The 23,272-nt window shown below is 68.4% G+C and carries 24 protein-coding genes and 1 tRNA gene; 9 read left to right on the top strand and 16 right to left on the bottom strand.

The window, feature by feature from the left end:
* Nucleotides 1-74: 74 nt before the first annotated feature.
* Together IFR14_RS08945 and IFR14_RS08940 are read right to left on the bottom strand one after the other, a co-directional pair.
* Nucleotides 75-446: a bacitracin resistance protein gene (locus IFR14_RS08945; protein ID WP_191940843.1), complete on the bottom strand. Its 372-nt coding sequence runs from the start codon at nucleotides 444-446 to the stop codon at nucleotides 75-77.
* A 5-nt stretch (nucleotides 447-451) separates the two neighbouring features.
* Nucleotides 452-1,000: a hypothetical protein gene (locus tag IFR14_RS08940; protein WP_191941323.1), complete on the bottom strand. Its 549-nt coding sequence runs from the start codon at nucleotides 998-1,000 to the stop codon at nucleotides 452-454.
* Between the two features lie 71 nt (nucleotides 1,001-1,071).
* Here IFR14_RS08940 and IFR14_RS20855 point away from each other — a divergent pair, with 71 nt between their 5' ends.
* Nucleotides 1,072-1,458, top strand: a complete 387-nt coding sequence (locus IFR14_RS20855) for a DoxX family protein (protein WP_307783525.1) — start codon at nucleotides 1,072-1,074, stop codon at nucleotides 1,456-1,458.
* A gap of 45 nt (nucleotides 1,459-1,503) precedes the next feature.
* Here the strand turns inward: IFR14_RS20855 and IFR14_RS08930 are convergent, their stop codons facing one another.
* The 6 genes from IFR14_RS08930 to IFR14_RS08905 form a co-directional block, all read right to left on the bottom strand.
* On the bottom strand, nucleotides 1,504-2,259 hold the full coding sequence (locus IFR14_RS08930) for a copper homeostasis protein CutC (protein ID WP_191940841.1): 756 nt from the start codon (nucleotides 2,257-2,259) through the stop codon (nucleotides 1,504-1,506).
* 53 nt (nucleotides 2,260-2,312) lie between these two features.
* Nucleotides 2,313-3,224: a carbohydrate ABC transporter permease gene (locus tag IFR14_RS08925; RefSeq protein ID WP_079705611.1), complete on the bottom strand. Its 912-nt coding sequence runs from the start codon at nucleotides 3,222-3,224 to the stop codon at nucleotides 2,313-2,315.
* Nucleotides 3,221-4,225 carry a carbohydrate ABC transporter permease gene (locus IFR14_RS08920; protein WP_079705610.1) on the bottom strand — a complete coding sequence of 335 codons (1,005 nt, stop codon included), beginning with the start codon at nucleotides 4,223-4,225 and terminating at the stop codon, nucleotides 3,221-3,223. The genes IFR14_RS08925 and IFR14_RS08920 overlap by 4 nt, the downstream gene beginning before the upstream one ends.
* Entirely contained in the window at nucleotides 4,222-5,628 is a 1,407-nt protein-coding gene (gene ngcE / locus IFR14_RS08915) for an N-acetylglucosamine/diacetylchitobiose ABC transporter substrate-binding protein (protein WP_079705609.1), read from the bottom strand. Before ngcE ends, IFR14_RS08920 begins: the two co-directional genes overlap by 4 nt.
* A gap of 95 nt (nucleotides 5,629-5,723) precedes the next feature.
* Nucleotides 5,724-6,503 carry a sugar isomerase domain-containing protein gene (locus tag IFR14_RS08910; RefSeq protein ID WP_191940840.1) on the bottom strand — a complete coding sequence of 260 codons (780 nt, stop codon included), beginning with the start codon at nucleotides 6,501-6,503 and terminating at the stop codon, nucleotides 5,724-5,726.
* A 10-nt stretch (nucleotides 6,504-6,513) separates the two neighbouring features.
* On the bottom strand, nucleotides 6,514-7,461 hold the full coding sequence (locus IFR14_RS08905; protein WP_191940839.1) for a MurR/RpiR family transcriptional regulator: 948 nt from the start codon (nucleotides 7,459-7,461) through the stop codon (nucleotides 6,514-6,516).
* Between the two features lie 93 nt (nucleotides 7,462-7,554).
* Here IFR14_RS08905 and IFR14_RS08900 point away from each other — a divergent pair, with 93 nt between their 5' ends.
* The 3 genes from IFR14_RS08900 to IFR14_RS08890 all read left to right on the top strand — a co-directional run bounded on the left by IFR14_RS08900 (nucleotide 7,555) and on the right by IFR14_RS08890 (nucleotide 11,033).
* Nucleotides 7,555-8,580, top strand: a complete 1,026-nt coding sequence (locus IFR14_RS08900; RefSeq protein ID WP_191940838.1) for an N-acetylglucosamine kinase — start codon at nucleotides 7,555-7,557, stop codon at nucleotides 8,578-8,580.
* A gap of 7 nt (nucleotides 8,581-8,587) precedes the next feature.
* The gene (locus tag IFR14_RS08895) at nucleotides 8,588-9,586 is read left to right on the top strand and encodes a Gfo/Idh/MocA family protein (RefSeq protein ID WP_191940837.1); all 999 of its coding nucleotides are present in this window, start codon (nucleotides 8,588-8,590) and stop codon (nucleotides 9,584-9,586) included.
* A 124-nt stretch (nucleotides 9,587-9,710) separates the two neighbouring features.
* The gene (locus IFR14_RS08890; RefSeq protein WP_342365669.1) at nucleotides 9,711-11,033 is read left to right on the top strand and encodes an alpha-L-fucosidase; all 1,323 of its coding nucleotides are present in this window, start codon (nucleotides 9,711-9,713) and stop codon (nucleotides 11,031-11,033) included.
* 87 nt (nucleotides 11,034-11,120) lie between these two features.
* Here IFR14_RS08890 and ilvC read toward each other — a convergent pair whose 3' ends face one another.
* The 6 genes from ilvC to otsA are packed head-to-tail and all read right to left on the bottom strand — an operon-like array spanning nucleotide 11,121 to nucleotide 18,655.
* The gene (ilvC, locus tag IFR14_RS08885; RefSeq protein ID WP_064296249.1) at nucleotides 11,121-12,149 is read right to left on the bottom strand and encodes a ketol-acid reductoisomerase; all 1,029 of its coding nucleotides are present in this window, start codon (nucleotides 12,147-12,149) and stop codon (nucleotides 11,121-11,123) included.
* 48 nt (nucleotides 12,150-12,197) lie between these two features.
* A complete protein-coding gene (gene ilvN / locus IFR14_RS08880; RefSeq protein WP_064296248.1) occupies nucleotides 12,198-12,707 on the bottom strand; it encodes an acetolactate synthase small subunit in 510 nt (169 codons plus the stop codon).
* A 2-nt stretch (nucleotides 12,708-12,709) separates the two neighbouring features.
* Nucleotides 12,710-14,515 (bottom strand): acetolactate synthase large subunit, encoded by a 1,806-nt coding sequence (locus IFR14_RS08875; RefSeq protein WP_085510581.1) that lies wholly within the window; start codon nucleotides 14,513-14,515, stop codon nucleotides 12,710-12,712.
* Nucleotides 14,516-14,557: 42 nt separating this feature from the next.
* Nucleotides 14,558-16,252 carry a dihydroxy-acid dehydratase gene (gene ilvD / locus IFR14_RS08870; RefSeq protein ID WP_064296246.1) on the bottom strand — a complete coding sequence of 565 codons (1,695 nt, stop codon included), beginning with the start codon at nucleotides 16,250-16,252 and terminating at the stop codon, nucleotides 14,558-14,560.
* Between the two features lies 1 nt (nucleotide 16,253).
* Nucleotides 16,254-17,075, bottom strand: a complete 822-nt coding sequence (gene otsB, locus IFR14_RS08865) for a trehalose-phosphatase (protein ID WP_079705605.1) — start codon at nucleotides 17,073-17,075, stop codon at nucleotides 16,254-16,256.
* Nucleotides 17,072-18,655 (bottom strand): alpha,alpha-trehalose-phosphate synthase (UDP-forming), encoded by a 1,584-nt coding sequence (otsA, locus tag IFR14_RS08860; RefSeq protein ID WP_085510580.1) that lies wholly within the window; start codon nucleotides 18,653-18,655, stop codon nucleotides 17,072-17,074. The genes otsB and otsA overlap by 4 nt, the downstream gene beginning before the upstream one ends.
* 57 nt (nucleotides 18,656-18,712) lie before the next feature.
* Here otsA and IFR14_RS08855 point away from each other — a divergent pair, with 57 nt between their 5' ends.
* The 3 genes from IFR14_RS08855 (at nucleotide 18,713) to IFR14_RS08845 (ending at nucleotide 20,445) form a co-directional block, all read left to right on the top strand.
* A complete protein-coding gene (locus IFR14_RS08855) occupies nucleotides 18,713-19,546 on the top strand; it encodes a sugar phosphate isomerase/epimerase family protein (RefSeq protein WP_249406904.1) in 834 nt (277 codons plus the stop codon).
* 4 nt (nucleotides 19,547-19,550) lie between these two features.
* Nucleotides 19,551-19,739 carry a hypothetical protein gene (locus IFR14_RS08850; RefSeq protein WP_079705603.1) on the top strand — a complete coding sequence of 63 codons (189 nt, stop codon included), beginning with the start codon at nucleotides 19,551-19,553 and terminating at the stop codon, nucleotides 19,737-19,739.
* Between the two features lie 148 nt (nucleotides 19,740-19,887).
* Nucleotides 19,888-20,445 (top strand): hypothetical protein, encoded by a 558-nt coding sequence (locus IFR14_RS08845; RefSeq protein ID WP_191940835.1) that lies wholly within the window; start codon nucleotides 19,888-19,890, stop codon nucleotides 20,443-20,445.
* A gap of 383 nt (nucleotides 20,446-20,828) precedes the next feature.
* On the opposite strand, the gene IFR14_RS08840 is transcribed toward IFR14_RS08845, so the two are convergent.
* A tRNA-Lys gene (locus IFR14_RS08840) sits at nucleotides 20,829-20,904 on the bottom strand.
* A 147-nt stretch (nucleotides 20,905-21,051) separates the two neighbouring features.
* Between IFR14_RS08840 and IFR14_RS08835 the strand changes: the two genes are divergently transcribed.
* The gene (locus IFR14_RS08835) at nucleotides 21,052-21,855 is read left to right on the top strand and encodes an inositol monophosphatase family protein (RefSeq protein WP_085510578.1); all 804 of its coding nucleotides are present in this window, start codon (nucleotides 21,052-21,054) and stop codon (nucleotides 21,853-21,855) included.
* 63 nt (nucleotides 21,856-21,918) lie between these two features.
* Nucleotides 21,919-22,902, top strand: coding sequence for a DNA topoisomerase IB (locus IFR14_RS08830; protein WP_137241916.1), 984 nt, complete (start codon nucleotides 21,919-21,921; stop codon nucleotides 22,900-22,902).
* On the opposite strand, the gene IFR14_RS08825 is transcribed toward IFR14_RS08830, so the two are convergent.
* Nucleotides 22,899-23,267 carry a DUF7882 family protein gene (locus IFR14_RS08825; protein ID WP_137241917.1) on the bottom strand — a complete coding sequence of 123 codons (369 nt, stop codon included), beginning with the start codon at nucleotides 23,265-23,267 and terminating at the stop codon, nucleotides 22,899-22,901. The two genes, IFR14_RS08830 and IFR14_RS08825, sit on opposite strands and share 4 nt — an antisense overlap.
* Nucleotides 23,268-23,272: the final 5 nt, after the last annotated feature.

Below are 23,272 nucleotides of genomic sequence, written 5' to 3'. Positions count from 1 at the left end.
CGGTGTCCGGCGGCCATCGCAAGCCTATCGGAGGCGCACCGGGCGGTTCGTCGTGTGACGAGGCGACGGCCGGGTCAGACGGAGAGGTCGATCAGCTGCTGCGCGCCGAACATCGCGAGGACCGACAGTGAGATCGCCGCGACGACGCACAGGGCGACGAGGTAGCGCACGGCCTGCTCGCCGAGCGACCGGTCGCGACCGGTCCAGAAGGCGATCGCGAAGGCCACGATCGGCAGGAGCAGGCCGCCGATGAGGACGACCCAGCCGAGCGGCAGGACCGGCACGGCGAGGCCGTTCGCCGTCCCGATGATGCCGACGAGGTTGCCGACGGCTTCGAAGACGTCATAGGCGAAGAACAGGCCGAACAGGACGGCGATGGACCAGCTGAGCCAGCCGGGTCGCTCGGCGGCGGGTTTCGACACGGGGTCCGCGGTGGTGGAGGGCATCAGGGTCACACTCCTCGGAGGAACGGCCAGGGCAGGATGAGCACGACGCCGAGCAGGAGCATCGCGATCCTGACGACGGGTCTGCCGCCACGCGTCAACCAGAGCGTCGCGGCCATCCACACGGGTCCCGCGGCGACCGCGAGTCCCTGTCCGAGATCGAACATGAACCGGCCGACCGCGTCGCTCGGCACGGCCGCGTCAGGACGGAACGCCGAGATCAGCCAACCGACGCTGTACAGCAGGAAGACCCCGCCGAAGATACCGAGCGTGACGAGCATGACCGAACTCATCTGCTCGCGCTCACCGGCGGCAGCCTCGTCCGTGACCCTGTCGGTCGGCTTCGCGACGTCGACCTCGACAGGAGGGGCGACCGGTTCCGCACTCGGACCGGCCGACTCAGAGGCCGGCGGGACCGCCGCGGTCGCCCGACCACGTGTGATCGGCTCCGGCGATGCGGGCTCGAACGTGGTCCGGTCGCCGGAAGCCGAGGCGTCGAGCGTCGGATCGTCGTCGCCCGCCCAGCTCAGCGCGTCTTCGTCCCGCGGCTCAGTCATACCGCCAGCCTATCGCCGCCGGGCCGACCACCGAGTGCGGCGATCCGGACGCGACGGAGCAGAATTGCCTGGTGAACCCGTTCCCGCTCCTGCAGTCCGTCCTGACCGTCGTCCTCGCGATCATGTTCATCGGCATGGGAGTCCTCCACTTCCTCCCGGGACCGGCGAGGACGATGGCCGCGATGATCCCGGGACCCCTGCGGAGCAGCACCATCACACCGCGGATGCTCGTCGTCTTCACCGGTGTGTGCGAGATCGCGGGCGGCGTCGGCCTGCTCGTCCCACCCACCAGGCTCGCCGCAGTGGTCTGCCTGATCGTGTTCCTCGTCGCGGTGTTCCCGGCGAACGCCGCGGCCGCGCGCCAGCCCGAGCGGTTCGGTCGCCTCGCCGTGCCGTTCGTCCCACGACTGATCGGTCAGCTCGTGCTGATCCTCGCCCTCGTCATCGTGGCGCTCTGATCGCTCGCCCGGATCGATCGACGATCCCCTCGATGCCGGCGGATCTCAGACGGCGACGGCAGCACGCCTGGCCGCGGCCACCGCGCGAGCGACGGTCGTCGCGTCCGTGATGTCGTAGCTCGGCGACCCTCCACCGGGGCCGGTCTCGGTGACCCGGCCGGCACGACGACGGGCGGAGAGGTGCACCGCGTCGACACCCGCCCGCGCGAGGGCGGGGATCGCATCGATCGTGACGCCGCCACCGGCCATGATCTGCATCGAGCTGTCGCCCCTCGAGGCCATCTGCGCGAGCTTCTCGGCACCGTCGATGCTCGCCCGCGCACCGCCGGAGGTCAACAGACGGTCCACACCGGCGTCGCGCAGCTGGTCGGCGGACCGGACGGGGTCGGTCGTCGCGTCGACGGCCCGATGGAACGTCACCGCGAGCGAGCCGGCAGCCTGACGCAGCTGCGCCAGCGCCTCCAGATCGATCGTGCGGTCGGACCGGAGGGCGCCGACGACGATGCCCGCAGCACCAGCGGCCTCGAGCGCGAGGATGTCGCCGGACATGACGTCGATCTCCGGGGGCGAGTAGACGAAACCGCCCTCTCGCGGACGCACGAGGACGTGCACGAAGTCGCTGAGCCCGGCTTCGTCCGCAGCACGGACCGCCGCCATGACCAGTCCGATGGAGGGGGTGAGCCCACCGGTGCCGAGGGCCTGGCACAACTCGACCCGCTGGGCTCCCTCGCGGATGGCGATGCGGACCCCCTCCACGTCCTGGACGGCGATCTCGACGGCGATTGGCGACTGGAGGCTCATTGGACCCATTGTTCCAGTGATCCGCTCGAGCCGAGGACGCGCACGCCGCTGCGCTACTTGTCCGTGCCCTGCGACACCGAACCCTGCAGCTGGCGCTGGAAGATCAGGTACACGATGAGCACTGGGACGACGGTGATCACGGACGCCGCGAAGAGTGCACCGAAGTCCACCGAGTACCCGGCCTGGGCGGCGAAGGACGCCATCCCCTGCGTCAGGACGTAGTTCTGCGGGTTCGAGTTGAGCGCCACCGGCAGGAGGAACTGGTTCCACAAGCCCACGAAGTTGAGGATCGCGACGGTCGCGAGCCCGGGCCTCGCCATGGGCAGCATCACCTGGAAGAAGGTCCGCCACTCCCCCGCCCCGTCGATCGCGGCCGCCTCCGCGATGGAGACCGGCAGCGACTTGAAGAACGAGAACAGGAAGAACACCGTGAACGGGAAGGCGAACGCCGCGTACGTGAGGATGAGTCCCGGGAGCGAGTTGAGCAACCCGAGGCTCTGCAGCACGAAGAACAACGGCACGATCGCGAGGAACACGGGGAACGTGAGGCCGGCGAGCATCAGGTAGTAGATGGCCCGGCTCCCGAAGAAGCGGAACCGCGCCAGCACGTACGCACACATCGAGCCGAACAGCATGGTCACGATGAGGGCGCCGAACACCACCACGATCGAGTTCAGGAAGAAGCTCCCGATACCGGCCGTCGTCCACGCGTTCACGTAGTTGTCGAAGTTCCATTTCGACGGCAGCGAGAACGGTGAGGCGAAGATCTCGGAGCTCGTCTTGAACGACGACATGACCGTCCAGAGCAGCGGGACGACGACCACGATCGACCAGATGATGAGCACCGTGTGCGATGCCGTCCCGACGACGCGGTCGCCCGTGGTCGGCTTGCGGCTGGCCGGTGTACGCGTGCCGGTTCCGACGACCGCCGGGTTCGCGGTCGTCGCCGTGGTCTGGACGGTCATTCCGCCACCCCTTCATCGTTGCCGCCGGTGAGTCGGCTGACCAGGAAGACGACGCCCGCGAACATCAGGGTGACGAGCGCGAGCACGACTCCCATCGCACAGGCGTAGCCGAACTGGCCCTTGGTGAACGCCGTCGTGAAGAGCTGCTGCGACATCACGAGCGTCGTGTTGGACGGGCCGCCGCCGGGATTCAACGCGGCCATGTACACGAACGCGTCGAGGGCGAGGATGCCCATGTAAATGTACGCCGTCTGGATGTTGTCGCGGATCAGCGGGATCGTGATCGTGAGCGCGGTCCGCAGGCGACCCGCGCCGTCGATCCGTGCCGCCTCGTACACCTCGGCCGGCACGCCCTTGATCGCCGCGATGAAGAGCACCGTGTAGAACCCGATGAGTCCCCAGACGATGACGAACATGGTCGCGATCATCGCCGTGTCCGGCGAACCGAGCCAGGCGAAGGAGGTGAACTGGTCGAGCCCGATGCCGGTCAGGAAGCCGTTCAGCAGCCCGGACGACGGGTCGTAGATCTGCTTCCAGATGAGGCCGATGACGATGGCCGGCACGACGTACGGGAAGAAGGTGATCACGCGGTACACGCTCGAGTTGCGGAGGCCGCGGATCGGACCGTTGCTCGGCCCGCCGATCGTGATGAGGGAGGCGAAGAGGAACGCGATCCCGAGGGTCACGAGCGGCAGGACGATCGCGAGCGCGACGCTGTTGCCCATGGACTGGAGGAAGGTCTGGTCCTGGAAGAGCTTCGTGTAGTTCGAGAACCCGACGAAGTCCATGCCCGGGGAGAATCCGGACCAGTTCGTCAACGAGTAGTACGCCGCCTGCGCGAACGGCGAGACCACGAAGACGACGTACCCCACCACCGGCACGATCAGGAAGACCAGGAAGAAGGAGACCCGGTCGAACGTGAAGTCCCGGCGGCGCAACCGCCGGGCGGCGGGAGGGGTAGCCCCTCCCACCTTCCCGATCGGCGTGCCGACCGCCGTCATTTGACGGTGACCTTGTCCACGGAGTCGTCGTTGCGGACCTTGTCGGAGATGTCCTGCATGCCCTTGGTGAGGGTGGCGACGTCGGAACCACCCTGCAGGAACGTGTTCCAGAGGACGAGGAGGTCCGTGTTGAGTCCGTACAGGTCGATGAAGCTCCACGAGAACACGTCGGTGCCGGCGTCGTTCAACATCTTCACCTGGGACACGAGCGCCGTCGAGCCGAAGCCGTCCTCGGGGATCGTGTCCTTAACGATCGTCGACGAGAAGGTCGTCTTGGCGAAGTTCACCGCGGCGTCGTTCGACAGCATGGCCCGCAGGAACTCCTTGCCACCGCCGACGTTCTTGCCCTGCGACGGGACGATGAACCCTTCACCTGCGGTGCTGTGCAGCGCCGAGTACGGCAGGGCTGAGTCGGCGGAAACCGTCGGCTCGGGCGCGCCGGTCATCTTGAATCCGTCCTTCGTCTGGGTCTTCATCTCGTTCTCGATCCAGCCACCCGAGGGGTAGAGGATGAAGTCCTCCGAGTTGCTCCACTGCGCCTGCGCAGCGGTGAACTGCGTTCCGGCGCCACCGGGCTTGACGTAGCCGGCGTCGATGATCGCCTTGAGACCCTTGAGCACGTCCTGGACGGCCGGCTTCGACCAGCAGTCCGCCTCGAGGTTCTCGAGCGCCAGACGGACCTCGTCGCCGCCCTCCTTGATCGCGGACGCGATCGCCATCGTCAGGTAGTAGGTGGCCGCCTCGGTGCCCCAACCGAACAGGTACTTGCCCTGCGCCTTGGCCTTCGCACCGAGATCGAGTGCCTCGGCCCAGGTCTTCGGGGGCGTCCAGCCGTTCGCCTCGAAGAGCGCTGCCGAGTACCAGACCGCGTAGACCGTCAGCACGTAGTTCAGCTGCACGAACTTGCCGTCGAAGGTGCCCGGCTCGACGACACCCGGGTAGAGGGTGTCCTTGATGACCTTGCCCTCGTAGTTCTTCGCCTCGATGACGTCCGTCAGGTCGGCGAGCTGCTCGCGGATCGTGTTGATGCCGATGAGGCCGGCGCCGCTGTTGTCGATGACGTCCGGCGGGTTGCCGGCGACGAACCGCGGCTGGAGGGTCTGCGCGATGTTCGTCGCGGCCGTGACCTTGACGGTCGAGCCTGCCTGCTGCTTCTCGACGAGCTTCCCGGCGAACTCGGTGTACTCGATGCCGTACCCGCCCTTGAAGATGACGGCGTCGACCGTCGAGTTGGCGGCCATGCCGAACGGGTTGTCGGCCGAGACCGGTCCGCCGGTGGTGGTCGCCCCGCCTCCGCCGCCGACACAGGACGCGAGCGTCCCGCCCAGCGGGAGGAGGATCGCGGTCGCGAGTGCTCCTCGCAGGAAATCGCGGCGTTGGAGCGTTGCTGGCTGCTTGTCCATCGGTCTACCTTCCAGTGATTCGAGTGTTGCCCGGGTGTGGTGCTGTCGGGGTGGTGTTGTCGGGTGTGTGGTGCGGGTGTTGCGACGCCTCGGGTTCAGGCGTCACGTCTGATCCGGCCCCGGTAGCGGTCCTCGAGCACACTGTTGTGCTCGTCGCCGCCCGGGATGTTCGCCGAGATGTAGAGCGGTGGGGTCTCGCCGGTCGCCGCGATCCTCGCCGCGACGCCGATGGTGAGGAGCTGCGCGAGGTAGGCCGCCGTGATCGAGGACACCGCGCCGACCGGGACGCCGTCCTGGACCTCGATCGTCGCGTCGCCGAACGGAGCACGGTTGTCGAGCACCACGTCGGCCACCTCGGAGAGCCGCAGTCCGCTCGGGTGCTTCGGCTCGACGCGCGAGGTGTGCTCGAGCGAGGTCACGGCGATGACGGGGTGGCCGTGCTCCTTGGCGATCAGGGCGAGTCCCACGATCGACCCGTTGACACCGGAGTTCGACGCGATGATGAACACGTCGCCCTCCCCCACCGGGGAGATCGCGAAGAGTTCCGCCGCGACGTCGCCGCTGCGCTCCAGCGCGGCACCACCGAGGTCGTCGACGGACCGGTCGCCGCGGAGGACGACGTCCCGCAGGGCGATCTTGTTCGTCGGGATCAGTCCACCGGCGCGGCCGGCGATCTCCATCGCGAACGCCTCCGAGTGGCCGGTGCCGAACGCCTGGATGACCGCTCCGCGTTCGAGGGCCGCGACCAGCAGGTCGATCGCGGGGTCGAGTTCGCCGGACCGGGCCGCCTGGGTGATGTCCGCGAGGCGCGAGGTGACCTCGTCGGTGTAGCGATCGACGTGATCGGTCCAGGTGGTGGTGGATGTGGTGCTCATTCGGTTCCTCTCAGACGCCCACGGGCGAGGCGGTCTCGGACAGGGCTCCGGCCTTGGTGGGTCGGCGGTGCGGGGCGACCGCGAGGGCGGAGGCCGCGAGGCGCTTGGTCGTGCGCTCGAAGTTCTGCTGCGCGACGAACAGGTACAACAGATCCAGGACGAACAGCTGACCGTGCTTGGCGGAGAGGTCGTCGGGCTGCAGGAACCGCTCATGGGCCGAGGTGATGATGGCCAGCGTCGACGCGGCGACGAGCGGGGAGTCCGGGTTGTTGCTGATCGCCACGGTGAGCGCGCCGGCGCGACCCGCCTGGCGGAGCATCTGGATGGTCTCCTCGGTGCGCCCGGTGTTGCTGATGCCCAAGGCGACCGAGTCCGGGCCCTGGATCGCCGCGCTCGTGAGGCCCGCGTGGACCTCCGACCAGGCGTGCGTGCTGATGCCGATCCGGTACAGCCTGGCCTGCATCTCGTCGGCGAGCATCGCGCTGCCGCCGACACCGTAGATGTCGACGTTCCGCGCGCGCGCGATGGCTGCGGCGATCTCGAGCATGACCTCGAGGTCGATCACGTCGGCGGTCTCCCGCAGCGTCCGGGTGTGCGCGTTGAGCAGCGTGCTCAGGACGTCCGGAGCCGAGTCGTCGGGGCCGAACGCCCGGCCGATGTCGGTCTGCCAGGAGTCGCGTGCGGTGCTGCGACCGAAGTCCTTGGCGAGGTCGACCCGGAACGGCGCGTAGCCGGTGTACCCGATGATCCGGCAGAAGCGGGTGATGGTCGCCGCTGAGACGCCCGAATCGGCTGCGAGCTCACCGATCGTGAGGGTGAGGGGCGCGTCTGGGTTCTCCAACAGGTAGTCCGCGATACGCAGCATGACCCCGGACATCTCCGGCATCCGCGACCGAATCCGGTTGGTCACGCCGGTGGCGTGCTCGACCGGTGGGTCGGTGCGGATGGAAACAGTCATGGAAATTCCTTTTCTCCTTCGTTGGAGTGACGCGAAACTGATTCTTACAGTACGTTGTGGCCCACGGCAACATGTTTCGAGATGATGACGATGATGAAAACAACTCTGGCGGTCGACGCCGGCGGCACCTCGTCCCGCGCGGTGCTCGTGGACGCCTCAGGACGTCGCCTCGGTTCCGGGCGCGCGGGCGGCGGGAATCCGACGTCGTCCGGTGTGGACAGCGCTGCCACGCAGATCGCGCTCGCGGCTCGTGCCGCACTCGACCAGGCCAGGACGACGTCGTCCATACCGCCCCTCCCGTCCGGGTCGCTCGTGGTGATCACGCAGGCGGGGCAGGTGTCCGACGCCTACCGCCGCGCCTTGGACGCACACCTCGTACCGCTCGGACTCGGACCGGTCGTGATCGAACCGGATCTGCTCGGCATGTACGGCTCCGGCTCGGCGTCGCCGGACGGCGTCGTGCTCGTCGCGGGGACCGGGAGCGTCGCGGGACGGATCAAGGACCGTCTCGTCGTCCGGGAGGTCGGCGGTGCCGGCTGGCTCCTCGGCGATGGCGGCTCCGGATTCTGGATCGCCCGGCGCGTGATCCGCGCGGTCGCCGCCGACCTCGACGGCATCGGCCCCCGCACGGGCCTCACCCCGCTGCTCTCCCAGGCGGTCGGGTTCACTCCGGACCCGTCCTCATCCGGTGACGCGGACCACCGCCGGTCCCCGGTACTCGACACACTCATCCGCTCGGTGAACGACGGTCCCCCCATCGCCATCGCCCGCCTGGCGCCGCTCGCCTTCCAAGCCGCGGACGACGACGTCGCGCGGTCCATCCTCGACGCTGCCGTCGACCGCCTGGCGGTCCTCGTGGAACGGGTGCTGGCTCCGGATTCGGACCACAGAGAGAGCACGCTCGTCGTCGGCGGCAGCGTGCTCGTCGACGGACTCCTCCCGTCCGTCCCCTCGGCCGCGGAGCGCCTGTCATCGGCTGCCGCCGGGGCCCGACTCGTCCCGGTCGCCGACGGCCTCGTCGGAGCCGCCGCCCTGGGCATCAGGATGCTGGGCGGGGACGTCGACGACGCGACCCTCAGCCACCTGCGCGAGGACCTGGCTGCTGGAGAGAAGCGGTGACGCGGTGATGGCGGACCGGATCGCCGTCATCGGCACCGGTGCCATGGGACTGGCGCACGTCCGCGCGCTCGCCGGACTCGGTGCAGCCGACCGGATCACTTACCTGTGCTCGGCTCGGTCGCCGAGAGCCATGCCGGAGGCACCGGCCGCACGACTCACCACCTCGGTCGACGAGGTGCTCCTGGATGCCTCCGTGGGGATCGTCGTCATCTGCACGCCGACCGACACCCATCGGGATCTCGCCGTCAGGGCGCTCCGTGCCGGCAAGCACGTCCTGCTGGAGAAACCGATCGCCCTGACGCTCGCCGACGCCAACGCGATCCTGCAGGCCGCCGACGAGTCCGGCCGGACGTTCATGGTCGCGCACGTCGTCAGGTTCTTCGGCGGGTACGAGGCGATCGACGACGCGGTGCGGGCCGGGGCTGTCGGCACACCCCTCGCCGTCACGGCCGAACGGCTGAGCTCCCCCGCCGCCCCGTCACCGTGGTGGCAGGATGAGCGACGCTCCGGCGGCCCCCTCGTCGACTTCGCGATCCACGACTTCGACCAGCTGAACCAGCTCCTCGGTCAGCCGCGATCCGTGTCAGCACGACGCACCGGCACCGGTCGCCCGATCGAGACCACGGTCGACTACGCCGACGGCGGGATCGGGCGCGTCCTCACCTCCATGGAGCTCCCGCCGGCCTTCGGATTCAGCTCGGCCATCGAGGTGCTCGGCAGCACCGGGCTCATCGCCCACCGATTCGTCGGTGCGTCCCCGACCCACGCACCGCCGCTCTCGGTCGACGCGCTGGGATCGGCCGCCGCGCACGGCCCCTACGACCTCGACGAGACCGATCCCTACCGACGACAGATGGCCTCCTTCCTCGACTGCGTGAAGCGAGACGTCCAACCGTTCCGAGTGACCGGCCGGAGTGCCCTCGCGGCCCTGACGGTCGCGTTGGCGGCGAAGGCATCGCTGGACACCGGCGTGCCCGTGCAGGTCTTCGAACCCCACGACGCCTGAATCGTCGACGCGCAGGAGGTCCGACGTCCTGACCACGCCGGCCCACCGGACAGCAGACATCCGACCTTTCGTGTTAGCCTGCCCCCGCACCGCCGTGAACCCACTCGACGATCGAAGGGCCGCCGTGACCGAGACCACCATCCCCCGACCCGACACCGCCTGGTTCGACGAGGCGAGATTCGGATTGTTCCTGCACTGGGGCCTCTACGCCCTCCCGGCACGCCATGAGTGGGTGCAGACGCGGGAACACCTCTCGGCCGAACACTACGAGCGCTACCGCGAGCACTTCGACCCCGACCGGTTCGACCCCCGCGCCTGGGCCAGGCAGGCCAAGGCGGCCGGCTTCCGGTACGCGGTGCTCACGACGAAGCACCACGACGGCTTCTGCCTGTGGGATTCGGCACTCACCGACTTCACGTCCATGCACACGCCCGCCGGCCGTGACCTCGTGGCGGAGTTCGTGGAGGCCTTCCGCGCCGAGGGGCTCCGGATCGGCTTCTACCACTCGCTCATCGACTGGCATCACCCCGACTTCACGGTCGACGGCATCCACCCGCGACGCGACGACCCCGAGGCGCTCGCAGCGAACGCCGACCGTGACTGGTCCCGCTACCGGGACTACCTGCACGGCCAGGTGCGCGAGCTGCTCACCGGCTACGGCCCGATCGACTACCTCTTCTTCGACTTCAGCTACTCGCAGGGCATCGAAGGTCTGCCGGGGAAGGGCGCCGCCGACTGGGGCTCCGAGGAACTCGTCGAGATGATCCGCGGGCTGCAGCCGGAGATCCTCATCAACGACCGCCTCGAACTCCCGGGCGACGTCACCACCCCTGAGCAGTACCAGCCCGTGGTGACACCGGTCGGGACCGACGGCGACCCCCTCCGGTGGGAGGCCTGCCAGACCCTGAACGGCAGCTGGGGGTACGACCGCGACAACCTCGACTACAAGTCGCCGGAGCTGCTCCTGCGGATGCTCATCGATTCGGTCTCGAAGAACGGCAACATGCTGCTGAACATCGGACCGACCGCGCGCGGGACGATCGATCCTCGCGCGATCGAACGACTCGACGTCCTCGCCGACTGGTTCGCGCTCCACGAGCGGGCGATCCGAGGATGCGGCCCGTCGGAGTTCAGCAGTCCGACCGACGTCAGATACACGCAACGCGGCGACCGGCTGTACGTGCATGTCTTCGCCTGGCCGTTCGTGCACCTGCACCTGCCCGGTCTCGGCGGCCGGGTGCGCTACGCGCAGCTGTTGTCGGACGGCTCCGAGGTGCCGTTCCAGGTGCATCGCCCGGAGCACGATCTGCCGAACCAGCACACCCAACCGAAGGGACTCGGTCCCGACACGGTGACCCTGCACCTGCCGATCGGTGAACCCGACACCCCGATCCCGGTCATCGAGATCTTCCTCGAGCCGGGCACGACCGGAGCAGCGACGGCCTGAGGCTCCCGCAGACGACGGAACGCCCGCCCCGACGGATCGGGGCGGGCGTTCTGGCTCGGTGCCGCTAAGCGGCTGGACGAGCGGAGACTAGCGGGCGACGCTGCCGTCGACGTAGTCGTCGTCGTTCGAGGCGTTCCACGCGAAGAGCTTGCGCAGCTCGCGACCGGTGGCCTCGATCGGGTGGTCCTCGCCCTTCTTGCGCAGCTCGAGGAACTCGGGCGCGCCGGCGTCCTGGTCGTCGATGAAGCGCTTGGCGAAGGTGCCGTCCTGGATGTCCTTGAGGACCGCCTGCATGTTGGTCTTGACGCTCGGGTCGATGACGCGCGGGCCGGAGACGTAGTCGCCGTACTCAGCCGTGTCGGAGACGCTCCAACGCTGCTTGGCGATGCCACCCTCCCAGATGAGGTCGACGATGAGCTTCAGCTCGTGGAGCACCTCGAAGTAGGCGATCTGCGGCTGGTACCCGGCCTCGGTCAGGGTCTCGAAGCCGTACTGGATCAGCTGCGAGACGCCACCGCACAGGACGGCCTGCTCGCCGAAGAGGTCGGTCTCGGTCTCCTCGGTGAAGGTGGTCTTGATGCCACCGGCACGGAGGCCACCGATCGCCTTGGCGTAGGACCAGGCGAGCGCCCAGGCGCCACCGGTCTCGTCCTTCTCGACGGCGACGATGACGGGGACGCCGCGGCCGGCCTCGTACTCGCGACGGACGGTGTGGCCCGGGCCCTTCGGGGCGACCATGAAGATGTCGACGCCCTCAGGAGCCTCGATGTAGCCGAAGCGGATGTTGAAGCCGTGGCCGAAGACGAGCGCCTTGCCCGGAGCGAGCTGGTCCTTGATGGACTCGGCGAAGATCGTGCGCTGGTGCTGGTCCGGAGCGAGGATGACGATGACGTCGGCCCATGCGGAGGCGTCGGCGACGTTCTTGACGGTGAAGCCCTGCTCCTCGGCCTTGGCGATCGACTTCGAGCCGTCCTTCAGGCCGACGACGACCTCGACACCGGAGTCGCGGAGGTTGAGCGCGTGTGCGTGGCCCTGCGAGCCGTAGCCGATAACGGCAACCTTCTTGCCCTGGATGAGCGACAGGTCTGCGTCCTGGTCGTAGAAAATCTCAGTCACTGGTGGTTCTCTCCTTGGTTGTGGTTTCGCAATATGCCGCAGATGCGACTAGTTCTTGAAGACGCGTTCGGTGATGGACTTCGAGCCGCGCCCGATGGCGAGGAGACCCGATTGGGCGATCTCCTTGATGCCGTAGGGCTCGAGCACCTTGAGGAGCGCGGTCGTCTTCCCGGAGTCGCCCGTGACCTCGATCACGAGGGCGTCGGTCGCCACGTCGACGACGCGGGCCCGGAACAGGTTGACGGCTTCCAGCACCTGGGAACGGGTGGAGTTGTCGACGCGGACCTTGATGAGCAGGTGCTCACGCTGGACGGACTGCGCCGGATCCAGCTCGACGATCTTGATGACGTTGATGAGCTTGTTCAGCTGCTTCGTCACCTGCTCGAGCGGAAGCTCCTCGACGTCGACGACGACCGTGATCCGGGACAGACCCTCGATCTCGCTGTGGCCGACCGCGAGGCTCTCGATGTTGAAGCCCCGGCGGGCGAACAACCCGGCGACGCGGGTCAGCAGACCGGGCTTGTCCTCGACGAGGAGGCTCAGGACGTGGCTGCTCATGCTCAGGCCTCCTCATCGAACGACGGACTGTGGTCCTTGGCGTACTGGACGTAGCTGTTGCTGACACCCTGCGGCACCATCGGCCACACCATCGCGTCGGCACTCACGACGAAGTCGATGACGACCGGACGGTCGTTCGTCTCCAGGGCGAGCTTGATGGCGGCGTCGACCTCCTCCTCCTTCGTCACGCGGATCGCGAGGCAACCGTAGGCCTCGGCCAGCTTGACGAAGTCGGGGATCCGGATGGTGTCGTGCCCGGTGTTCAGGTCGGTGTTCGAGTACCGACCGTCGTAGAAGAGCGTCTGCCACTGGCGGACCATGCCCAGCGAGGAGTTGTTGATGATCGCGACCTTGATCGGGATGTTGTTGATCGTGCAGGTCGCGAGTTCCTGGTTGGTCATCTGGAAGCAGCCGTCGCCGTCGATCGCCCACACGTGGCGATCGGGCTGGGCCACCTTGGCACCCATGGCCGCGGGGACCGAGTAACCCATGGTCCCGGCACCGCCGGAGTTCAGCCAGGAGTTCGGACGCTCGTACTTGATGAACTGCGCCGCCCACATCTGGTGCTGGCCGACGCCCGACGCGAACACGCCCTCCGGCCCGGTGATCTCGCCGATGCGGGAGATCACGTGCTGTGGCGAGAGCAGACCGTCGGTCGGCTCGGCGTAGCCCAGCGGGAACTCCTCGCGGAGCCCGTCGAGGTAGGACCACCACTCGGCGATGTCGGGGGTGACCTCGCGGGCGGCTGCCTCGAACGCCGACTGGAGGTCGACGATGACGTCCTTCGCGTCGCCCACGATGGGGACGTCCGCGATGCGGATCTTCGAGATCTCGGCCGGGTCGACGTCCACGTGGACGACCTTGGCGTTCGGCGCGAAGAGCGAGGCCTTGCCGGTCACGCGGTCGTCGAACCGGGCACCGAGCGACACGAGCAGGTCGGCCTCCTGCAGCGCGAGCACTGCCGGGACGGTGCCGTGCATGCCGGGCATGCCGAGGTGCTGCGTGTGCGAGTCGGGGAACGCCCCGCGAGCCATGAGCGTCGTCACGACCGGAGCCCCGGTCGCCTCGGCCAGCGCGAGCAGTTCCTCGGAGGCCTTGGAGCGGATCACGCCGCCGCCGACGTACAGCACCGGCTTCTTGGCGTTGACGAGCAGCTGCGCAGCGGCCTGGATCTGCTTGCCGTGCGCCTTCGTCACCGGGCGGTAGCCGGGCAGGTCGACCTTCGGCGGCCAGATGAACGGCGCTTCAGCCTGCTGGGCGTCCTTCGTGATGTCGACCAGCACCGGTCCGGGACGGCCGGTACCCGCGATCTCGTAGGCCGCGGCGATGGCCGCCGGGACCTCCTCCGGGGTCTTGACGAGGAAGGAGTGCTTCGTGATCGGCATGGTGATGCCGACGATGTCCGCCTCCTGGAACGCGTCAGTGCCCATGAGGGTCGAGAACACCTGACCGGTGATCGCGACCATCGGCACCGAGTCCATGTAGGCGTCGGCGATGGCGGTGACGAGGTTCGTCGCGCCGGGGCCGGACGTCGCGATGCACACGCCGATCCCGCCACCGGCGGCGGCGTATCCTTCGGCCGCGTGGCCGGCGCCCTGCTCGTGTCGGACCAGGATGTGGCGGAGCTTCGTCGAGTCCATCAGCGGGTCGTAGGTCGGCAGGATCGCTCCGCCGGGCAGACCGAAGATGTCGGTGACCCCGAGGAGCTCGAGCGATCGGACGATCGCCTGGGCTCCCGTCAGGATCTCCGGTGCGGCCGGGGCCGCAGGTGTTCTGGGATGAGGCACGGGTTGGGATTCCGTGGGCATGATGATTCCTTCAGCGATGAGATGCACGAACGAGATGCTCGGTTATCCCGTGATCGCGCCCTCCGCTGCGGAGTGCACGAGACGAGAGTACTTTGCGAGAACGCCACGGGTATAGCGCGGGGGAAGAGGCGCCCAGCCGTCGCGGCGGGCTTCCAGCTCTGCTTCGTCGACGAGTAGGTCGAGCGAGCGGCCAGCGATATCGACCCGTATCAGATCACCATCGCGCACGAAGGCGATTGGACCTGCGTCCACCGCTTCGGGTGCTATGTGGCCGATGCACAGTCCGGTTGTGCCGCCTGAGAATCGACCGTCCGTCAACAGTAGTACATCCTTGCCGAGTCCGGCGCCCTTGATGGCGGCCGTGATCGCGAGCATCTCGCGCATCCCCGGCCCACCCTTCGGGCCCTCGTAGCGGATGATGACGACGTCGCCCTTGTTGATCTTGCCCTCGGTGAGCGCGTCCATGGCTCCGCGTTCACGTTCGAAGACCCGCGCGGGTCCTTCGAAGACCTCGGCGTCGAATCCGGCCGTCTTCACGACGGCGCCCTCGGGCGCGAACGAGCCCTTGAGGATCGTGATGCCGCCGGTCGCGTGGATCGGGTTGTCGAGCGTGCGGATGACCGTGCCGTCGATCGGGTCGGGGTTGATGTCGGCGAGGTTCTCGGCGACCGTCTTGCCGGTGACCGTCAGGCAGTCGCCGTGCAGCAGACCGGCGTCGAGCAGCGCCTTCATGACGACGGGGACGCCGCCGTGGCGGTCGACGTCGTTCATGACATACTGGCCGAACGGCTTCAGGTCGCCGATGTGCGGCACCTTGTCGCCGATGCGGTTGAAGTCGTCGAGCGTGAGGTCGACCTCGGCCTCGCGGGCGATCGCGAGCAGGTGCAGGACCACGTTCGTCGATCCGCCGAATGCCATCGCGACGGCGATGGCGTTCTCGAACGCCTCCTTCGTCAGAATGTCGCGCGCGGTGATGCCGAGTCGGAGCATGTTGACCACGGCTTCGCCCGAGCGGTGCGCGAAGTAGTCGCGACGGCGGTCGGCCGAGGGCGGCGATGCCGAACCCGGGAGGCTCATGCCGAGCGCCTCGGCGACCGACGCCATCGTGTTGGCCGTGTACATCCCGCCGCAGGCACCCTCGCCCGGGGCGATGGCGCACTCGATGCGCTTCAGGTCCTCTTCGCTCATGTTGCCGGCCTTGCAGGCCCCGACCGCCTCGAAGGAGTCGATGATCGTGACCTCCTTCTCGGTGCCGTCGGAGAGCTTGACCCAACCCGGTGCGATCGATCCGGCGTAGAGGAAGACCGAGGAGAGGTCGAGCCGCGCGGCGGCCATGAGCATGCCCGGCAGCGACTTGTCGCAGCCGGCGAGCAGGACCGTGCCGTCGAGGCGCTCGGCCATGACCACGGTCTCGACGCTGTCGGCGATGACCTCGCGCGAGACGAGCGAGAAGTGCATGCCCTCGTGGCCCATCGAGATGCCGTCGGAGACGGAGATGGTGCCGAACTGCAGCGGGTATCCTCCGCCCGAGTGCACGCCCTCCTTGGCCCCCTGTGCGAGGCGGTCGAGCGAGAGGTTGCAGGGCGTGATCTCGTTCCACGAGCTCGCGATGCCGATCTGGGGCTTGTCCCAGTCCTCGTCGCCCATGCCGACGGCGCGGAGCATGCCGCGCGAGGTGGTCGCCTCGATCCCGTCGGTGACGGCACGACTGCGTGGTTTGATGTCGATCTCTGGCATTTTAAGAGTCTACGGCTTCCTTGTTGCTTCGATATTCCGCGAGCATGCCGAGGACGCGCGCGATCTCGGAGGGTCCTTCGACCCTGAAGTCGGCGGCGGTCACGCCGGTGCCGCTCTTCACCCCGAGGTCGCCGGGGCCGAGTGCGCCGAACGCGTCCTCGTCCGTGACGTCGTCGCCCGCGTAGAACACGGCATCTGCTTTGGTGTACCGCCGGAGGTGTTCGACGGCTTCGCCCTTGGTCGCGCTCCTGAGCGAGAACTCGAGGACGTTCTTGCCCTCTCGAACCGTCAGGGCGCCGAACTCGTCCTTGGTGTGGGCGAGTGCTTCGAGGTGGGCGATCCTGGAGTCTTCTTCACTGGCGAGCCTCGTGTGCAGGGCGAACCCTGCCGGCTTCCGCTCGATCCAGACATTATCGTAACCCTCCGCGACGTCCTGGAGGATCCGTTGGAGGGTCTCCCGCTGTTCGCGTTCCTCGTCGTCGAGGGCGAGGGCGTCGTCGGGGTTGTCGAGACGGATCTCGACGCCGTGCGAGCCGGCGAACAGGGCGTGGTCGGGCAGCTCAGCAACCGCCACGAGACTGTCGATAGCGCGCCCGGACACGAGTGCGACGCGCGTCCCTGGCAGGTCCATCAGCGCCAACACGGCCTTGCGAGCCGCCGGCAGCGCGCGCGCCTGATCCGGGTCGTCGACCTCGGGGGCCAGCGTGCCGTCGAAGTCCAGGGCCACCAGGAGCTTCGGGACGTCGGCCAGGCGGCGGAGTTCCGCACGCAGTCCGAGGGGAAGCCCCCCGAGGGTGTCGGTGGGCTCGTCGGTGGTGCTCATGACTGGGTGGTGCTCCCCTGCTCGATGGTCGGTGACTGGTCGCGCACACGCTGCAACTCGTCGAGGAAGGACGCCGACCACCGCGCGACGTCGTACTCCATGACGCGCTTGCGCAGCGCCCGCATGCGACGACCACGCTCGGCCTTCGTCATGTGCACGGCCTGGAGGATCGCCGACTTCATCCCCTCGATGTCGTGCGGGTTGATCTTGAGTGCCTGCTTCAGCTCGTCGGACGCGCCGGCGAACTCGCTCAGCACGAGGACGCCGTCGTTGTCGTAGCGAGCGGCGACGTACTCCTTCGCGACGAGGTTCATGCCGTCGCGCAGTGCCGTGACGAGCATGACGTCGGCGGCGAGGTAGAGCGCGGCCATCTCCTCGCGGGGGTACCCGTGGTGGAGGTACTGGATCGCGGTGTGGCCGATGGTGCCGAAGTCGCCGTTGATCCGGCCGACCGTCTGTTCGATGTCGTCGCGGAGCTGGCGGTACGTCTCGACGCGTTCGCGGCTGGGGCTGGCGACCTGGACGAGCGTGACGTCCTCGACCGCGAGCTTGCCCTGTGCGAGGAGTTCTCCGAAGGCCTTGAGTCGGTGCCCGATGCCCTTCGTGTAGTCGAGGCGGTCGACGCCGAGCATGATCGTCTCCGGGTTGCCGAGCTCCTCGCGGATCTGCTTGGCACGGGCGATGATCTCGGGGCGCTGAGCGAGGGCCTGGTACCCCTTGCTGTCGATGGAGATCGGGAAGTGCCGGGCGATCACCGTGCGGTACGGGGCGCCACGCTTCGAGGCGACCGGTGCCGCATCCGTCGTGACCGACACGAGTGCCGCGTCGAGCGGGACCTGGATCGCAGCCCCCTTCGTCTCGTACCCGAAGAGGCGGCGGACCGCCCGGGAGAAGTTGCCCGCGTCCGCGACGCGCTGGAAGCCGATGACGTCGGCGCCGAGCAGTCCCTCGATGATCTGGCGTCGCCACGGGAGCTGCGAGTAGATGCCGTAGGCCGGGAACGGGATGTGGTTGAAGAAGCCGATCGTGAGATCGGGTCGCAGCTCACGCAGGATCTTCGGAACGAGCTGCAGCTGGTAGTCCTGCACCCAGACCGTCGCGCCGTCGGACGCGGCCGCAGCGGCCGCCTCCGCGAACCGTCGGTTCACGGCGACGTAGGAGTCCCACCACTCGCGGTGGTAGCTCGGCGGAGCGATGACGTCGTGGTAGAGCGGCCAGATGGTGTCGTTCGAGAAGCCCTCGTAATAGCGGGCGATCTCGTCCTCGGACAGCGGGACCGGGATGATCCACATGTCGTCGTTGTCGAACGGCTCGATCTCGAGGTCGGCGGAGCCGGCCCATCCGATCCATGCGCCGTCGGCACCGCGCATCACGGGTTCGAGGGCGGTCACGAGTCCACCGGGTGAGGTCCGCCAGCTCTCGGCGCCGTCTGCATCGACGACGCGGTCGACCGGCAGCCGGTTGGATACCACGATGAAGTCGAAGGTCGACGCTGATCCGCCGTCAGGCGCGGAATATCTGGTGATGATGGCCCTCCCGGGGTACTCGGGTTCGCTGTTCAGGCTAGCAGCGTTCCGCATGGCGAAACCGCGTGTTCAGACGGCGAGCATATGCTTGCGCTGATGATCCGCCATGGCATGAGCACGTCCTGCGTCTACCCGCTGGGAACCCGGCGCGCGTTCGAGTTGGCCGCCGAAGCCGGCTACGACGGCGTCGAGGTCATGGTCACCCAGGACCGCGTGACACAGGACGCCGACGCGCTCCGCGCCCTCGCCGCCGAGACCGGGCTCGACATCCTCTCGATCCACGCGCCGGTCCTGACCCGGACCGCGTTCGTCTGGGGCCGCGACCATCGGGAGAAGCTCCGCCGCTCGGCTGAGCTCGCCGTCGCCGTCGGCGCCTCGACCGTCGTCGTCCACCCGCCGTTCCGCTGGCAGCGGCGCTACGCGAGCGCCTTCGTCGACCTCGTCGCCGAACTGAGCGAGACGCACGGACTCGAGCTGGCCGTCGAGAACATGGCGTGCTTCCAGAGCCGCGGGCTCCGGGTGCAACCGTTCGCGTTCGGCTACGACCCGGCCCCACTCGCCTGCGCCGCCCTGACGCTCGACTTCTCCCACGCGGCCCTGGCGGGTGAGGACTCGCTCGAGATCGCGACCCGCTACGGCAGCCGTCTCCGCCACGTGCACCTGTGCGACGGGACCGCGCCGTCGCCGCGGGGCGCCTTCCTCGACGAGCACCTCCTCCCGGGCGATGGCGAGCAGCCGGTCGCCGAGGTCCTCGAGCTGCTGCGCGCGGCGGACTGGTCGGGAAGCATCGTCGCGGAGGTGCACCTGCCCGCGACCGGCGGCGACGCGCTCCGCCTCGCCCAGCTGCGGGCCTCGCTGGCCTTCGCGAAGCGTGCATTCGCTAGCACAGGCGAGAACCCGAAGGAAAGCCCGGATGCGGGGGGCCTCCCCTACCGGCTAGCGTGAAGACATGCGCAAATTCCTCTTCAACGGCAGCATGATCTCCACGGTCTTCGGCGGGATCTCCGCTCTCCAGGCGACCCGACAAGGACCGCGGGACTGGAAGCTCGCCCTCCTCTGGGTGAGCTGGGGCATCTCGCTCGCCCTCGCGATCAGCTCGGTGCTCGACGACAGCAAGCAGGCCGAGATCGGCCGCTGAGGTCGCGCCGCCCGCGCTACCACGACCGCCCGGAAAACCCGAGAATTGGGGCGCTCACCCGCGTGTCTCCGCGTCGTTCCGCGCCTCGTGATCGACAATGAAGGCAGTCCAGCCTCACGGATGATCCGCTTTCGATGAAGGGCCCGCCATGTTCGGTCGCCGACGCCACGCAGCACCAGTCTCCGCATCGAAGCTGACCGAGAAGCAGCTGTTCGACCTCGTCCACGCTCGACTGGCCAGCGAACTCGGCGCCAACGGCGCCTGGGTGCTGTCGCGCCGCACCCCGAGCTCCGGCGACGAGATCTTCCACGAGGTGTACGCCCAGCAGCTCGCTCACGAGATCGCGACGGACATCGACCTCGAGCAGGCAGCGGTGACGGTTCGTGCCGAGGCAGCTCCGGCACGTGGATGGCGCCTCTGGTCGCGCGGCCAGGAGGAATCCGCGGTCGACGCCGCCGAGGTCGAGGTCGTCGAGCCGACCGTCGCCGAGAAGCCTGCCGCCATCACCGAGACGATCGACGCGCCGTCCAAGGCGCAGGCCGGTGACGACCACCCCGAGGCGGCGGCAGACGACACCGAGCCGACGCTCGTCGAGCGAACCCTCCTCGAGCCGCAGCACTACCCCATCACCGTCTGGGCCGAACCCGAGTTCATCGACGCGAGCCTCGTCAACCCGGTGCCGGCCCGCCGCAGCTCGGTCGCCTGACCGGCGACGCACCTCGAGAACGGCCGCCCACTCCGGTGGGCGGCCGTTTCGTCGTACCGGGCCACTGAGCGGGCATGACGCCTCATCGAACCCGAATCGATGAGGCGCCACGGCGCTGGTGGGCACGAATGCCCGACCGTCGCTCTGCTCCGCACGGTGGGGTGACCACGCGGAGGCTTTCATCGGCAACGGCAGGACCCGATCCCGCCATGCTGCCGACCCTTCCAGGGTCTCATGCCAGAGCCCCACTCCGTCCCGATGACGCGAATCGGACGGGAGCTGTCGCGAAACACTCATGAAGCGTTTCGTGGGGCCGCAGGCGCGAACGCGAACCGAGCCGAAACGCAGAACGGCCCCGTCCGAAGACGAGGCCGTTGCTGGTGTGGTGCACCCCCCCGGACTTGAACCGGGAACCCACTGATTAAGAGTCAGTTGCTCTGCCAATTGAGCTAGAGGTGCGTGGTTTCGGAGTGTTCCGAACCGAGATATGACACTAGCACCCAACTGGCCCGGGTGCGAAATCGAGCCGGTCGGCGTGTCGCGAAGGCACGTCGCCGACCCCTCGAGCGTCGTTCGATCAGGCCCGCGCGACCCTATCCTGGAGAGGTGACCGAACCCGTGACCGTCTCCCCCGCCGACCTCGATCTTGCGCTCCGACTCGCCGACGCGGCCGACCGCATCGCGATGGACCGCTTCGAGGCTCGCGACCTCGAAGTCTCCACCAAGCCGGACCGATCGCACGTCACGGACGCCGACCTCGCCGTCGAACGCGCCATCCGCGGCATCCTCGAGACTGAGCGTCCGGACGACGGCGTGTTCGGCGAGGAGTACGGCGCGCAGGGCCCGACGGATCGACAGTGGATCATCGACCCGATCGATGGGACGGCGAACTTCCTCCGCGGTGTCTCGAACTGGGCGACGCTCATCTCCCTCGCCGTCGACGGCGTTCCGGTCGTCGGCGTCGTGAGCGCACCCGCCATGCACGCCCGCTGGTGGGGTGCTATCGGACACGGCGCGTGGGGCGTCCGGTTCGGCGAGACCACCCCACGCCGGCTGTCCGTCTCGGGGGTCTCCGACCTCGCCGACGCGTCCTTCAGCTTCCAGAGCATCGCGCAGTGGGCCTCGGTCGGACGGATCCCCCAGCTGCTGGCCCTGTGCGGCTCGCTGTGGCGCGATCGGGCCATCGGTGACATGTGGCCCTACATGCTGCTCGCCGAAGGCTCGATCGACGCCGTGGCCGAATTCGGCGTGCAGGAGTACGACCTGGGCGCCCACGTGCCGATCGTCCTCGAGGCGGGTGGTCGCTTCACGGACATCGACGGCATCGAGACCATCTCCACGCGGAGCTCCCTCGCGACGAACGGGCGCCTGCACGACGCCTTCCTCGCCGAGCTGCCCCCCGTCGGCTGACACGAGCGCACGGCACCGCGCAAGCCCGCCGAGCGGGATCCGGCCGCGTCGTACGCTGGGCGGATGGTACGACTGAGGCGCAGCGACGTGAACGGACAGGGCATCCGACGGGTTCGATCCGGGCGCGGCTTCAGCTATCGGTTGCCGGACGGTTCGCTCCTCGACGATCAGGAGATCCGGGCACGGATCGACGGCCTGGTGGTCCCTCCCGCGTGGAACGAGGTCTGGATCACCCCCTACGCGAACGGGCACATCCAGGCGACCGGGATCGACGCGGCCGGGCGACGACAGTACCTCTACCACCCGTCGTGGCGCGAGCGTCAGGACCGGAGCAAGTTCGACCGCGCCCTGGCCCTCGCCGAGGCCCTCCCGGCCGCGCGAGGTCGGGTCACCCGGGACCTCCGGCTCGAGGGGTACCCGCTTGCACGGGTGTCGGCCGGCGCGTTCCGCATGCTCGACACCGGCTCCCTGCGCGTGGGCGGCGAGCAGTACGCGGAGGCCAACGGCAGTCACGGCCTGTCGACCCTCGAGGGTGCGCACGCTCGCGTGAGCGGCGACACCGTCGCGCTGAAGTTCCCGGCGAAGAGCGGACAGCCTTGGGAGTCCGACATCGTCGACGCCGACCTGGCCTCGCTCATCCGCTCCCTGAAGCGCCGTGGACCGCACGCCCGCCTCCTGGCCTGGAAGGACGGGAACCGCTGGCGTCACCTCCAGGCGAGCCAGATCAACGACTACGTCCGGGCGCAGACGAACGGCGAGTTCACCGCGAAGGACTTCCGGACGCTGCACGGCACCGTCGCGGCCGCGGAGAGCCTGGCGAAGGCCGGACCCGTGCAGAGCAAGACGGCACGCTCGAAGGCTCTCGCACAGGCCATGCGTGACGCAGCAGCGGTCCTCGGTAACACCCCGGCGATCGCGAAGTCCAGCTACGTCGACCCGCGGGTCGTCGATCGCTACACGCATGGCGAGACGATCCCACCGGACGGTCGCGGCTCACCGGAGACGGCGCTGCGCGTCCTGCTCGTGGGGACGGACGACCCGTCCTAGCCGTGGTCCTGGTCGTGGGACTCGGTGCCCGCGTCGCGCGGCGCTCCGTTCCCCGCGAGGTACCCCTCGACATCGGACTCCGGGATGAGCTGCAGCCCTCGCGGGGTGTGCGATGAATCCGAGAGGACCTCGAGCCACGCACGGTTGAGTTCCGGCGGGCGGCTCCCGAAGAAGCGGAACTGCAGCGGGATACTCGGGGACAACCACAGCGAGCGTCGTCCGGAACCGTGCTCGGGATCGTTCGCCCAGCTGAGGAAGAAGCTCTCCTGGCGGCGCAGCTTCGCCCCGATGACGGCCTTCAGGTGCGCGAGCGCGCGGTCTTCGATCTCGTACTCGTCGCCGGATCCGTAGATGAGCATTCCCATGGGGA

The organism is Plantibacter sp. CFBP 8775 (assembly GCF_014839505.1).
GTDB lineage: Bacteria > Actinomycetota > Actinomycetes > Actinomycetales > Microbacteriaceae > Plantibacter > Plantibacter auratus.
The sequence above is the reverse complement of the archived record's forward strand: the minus strand, read 5'-3'. Positions and strand labels throughout refer to the sequence as shown.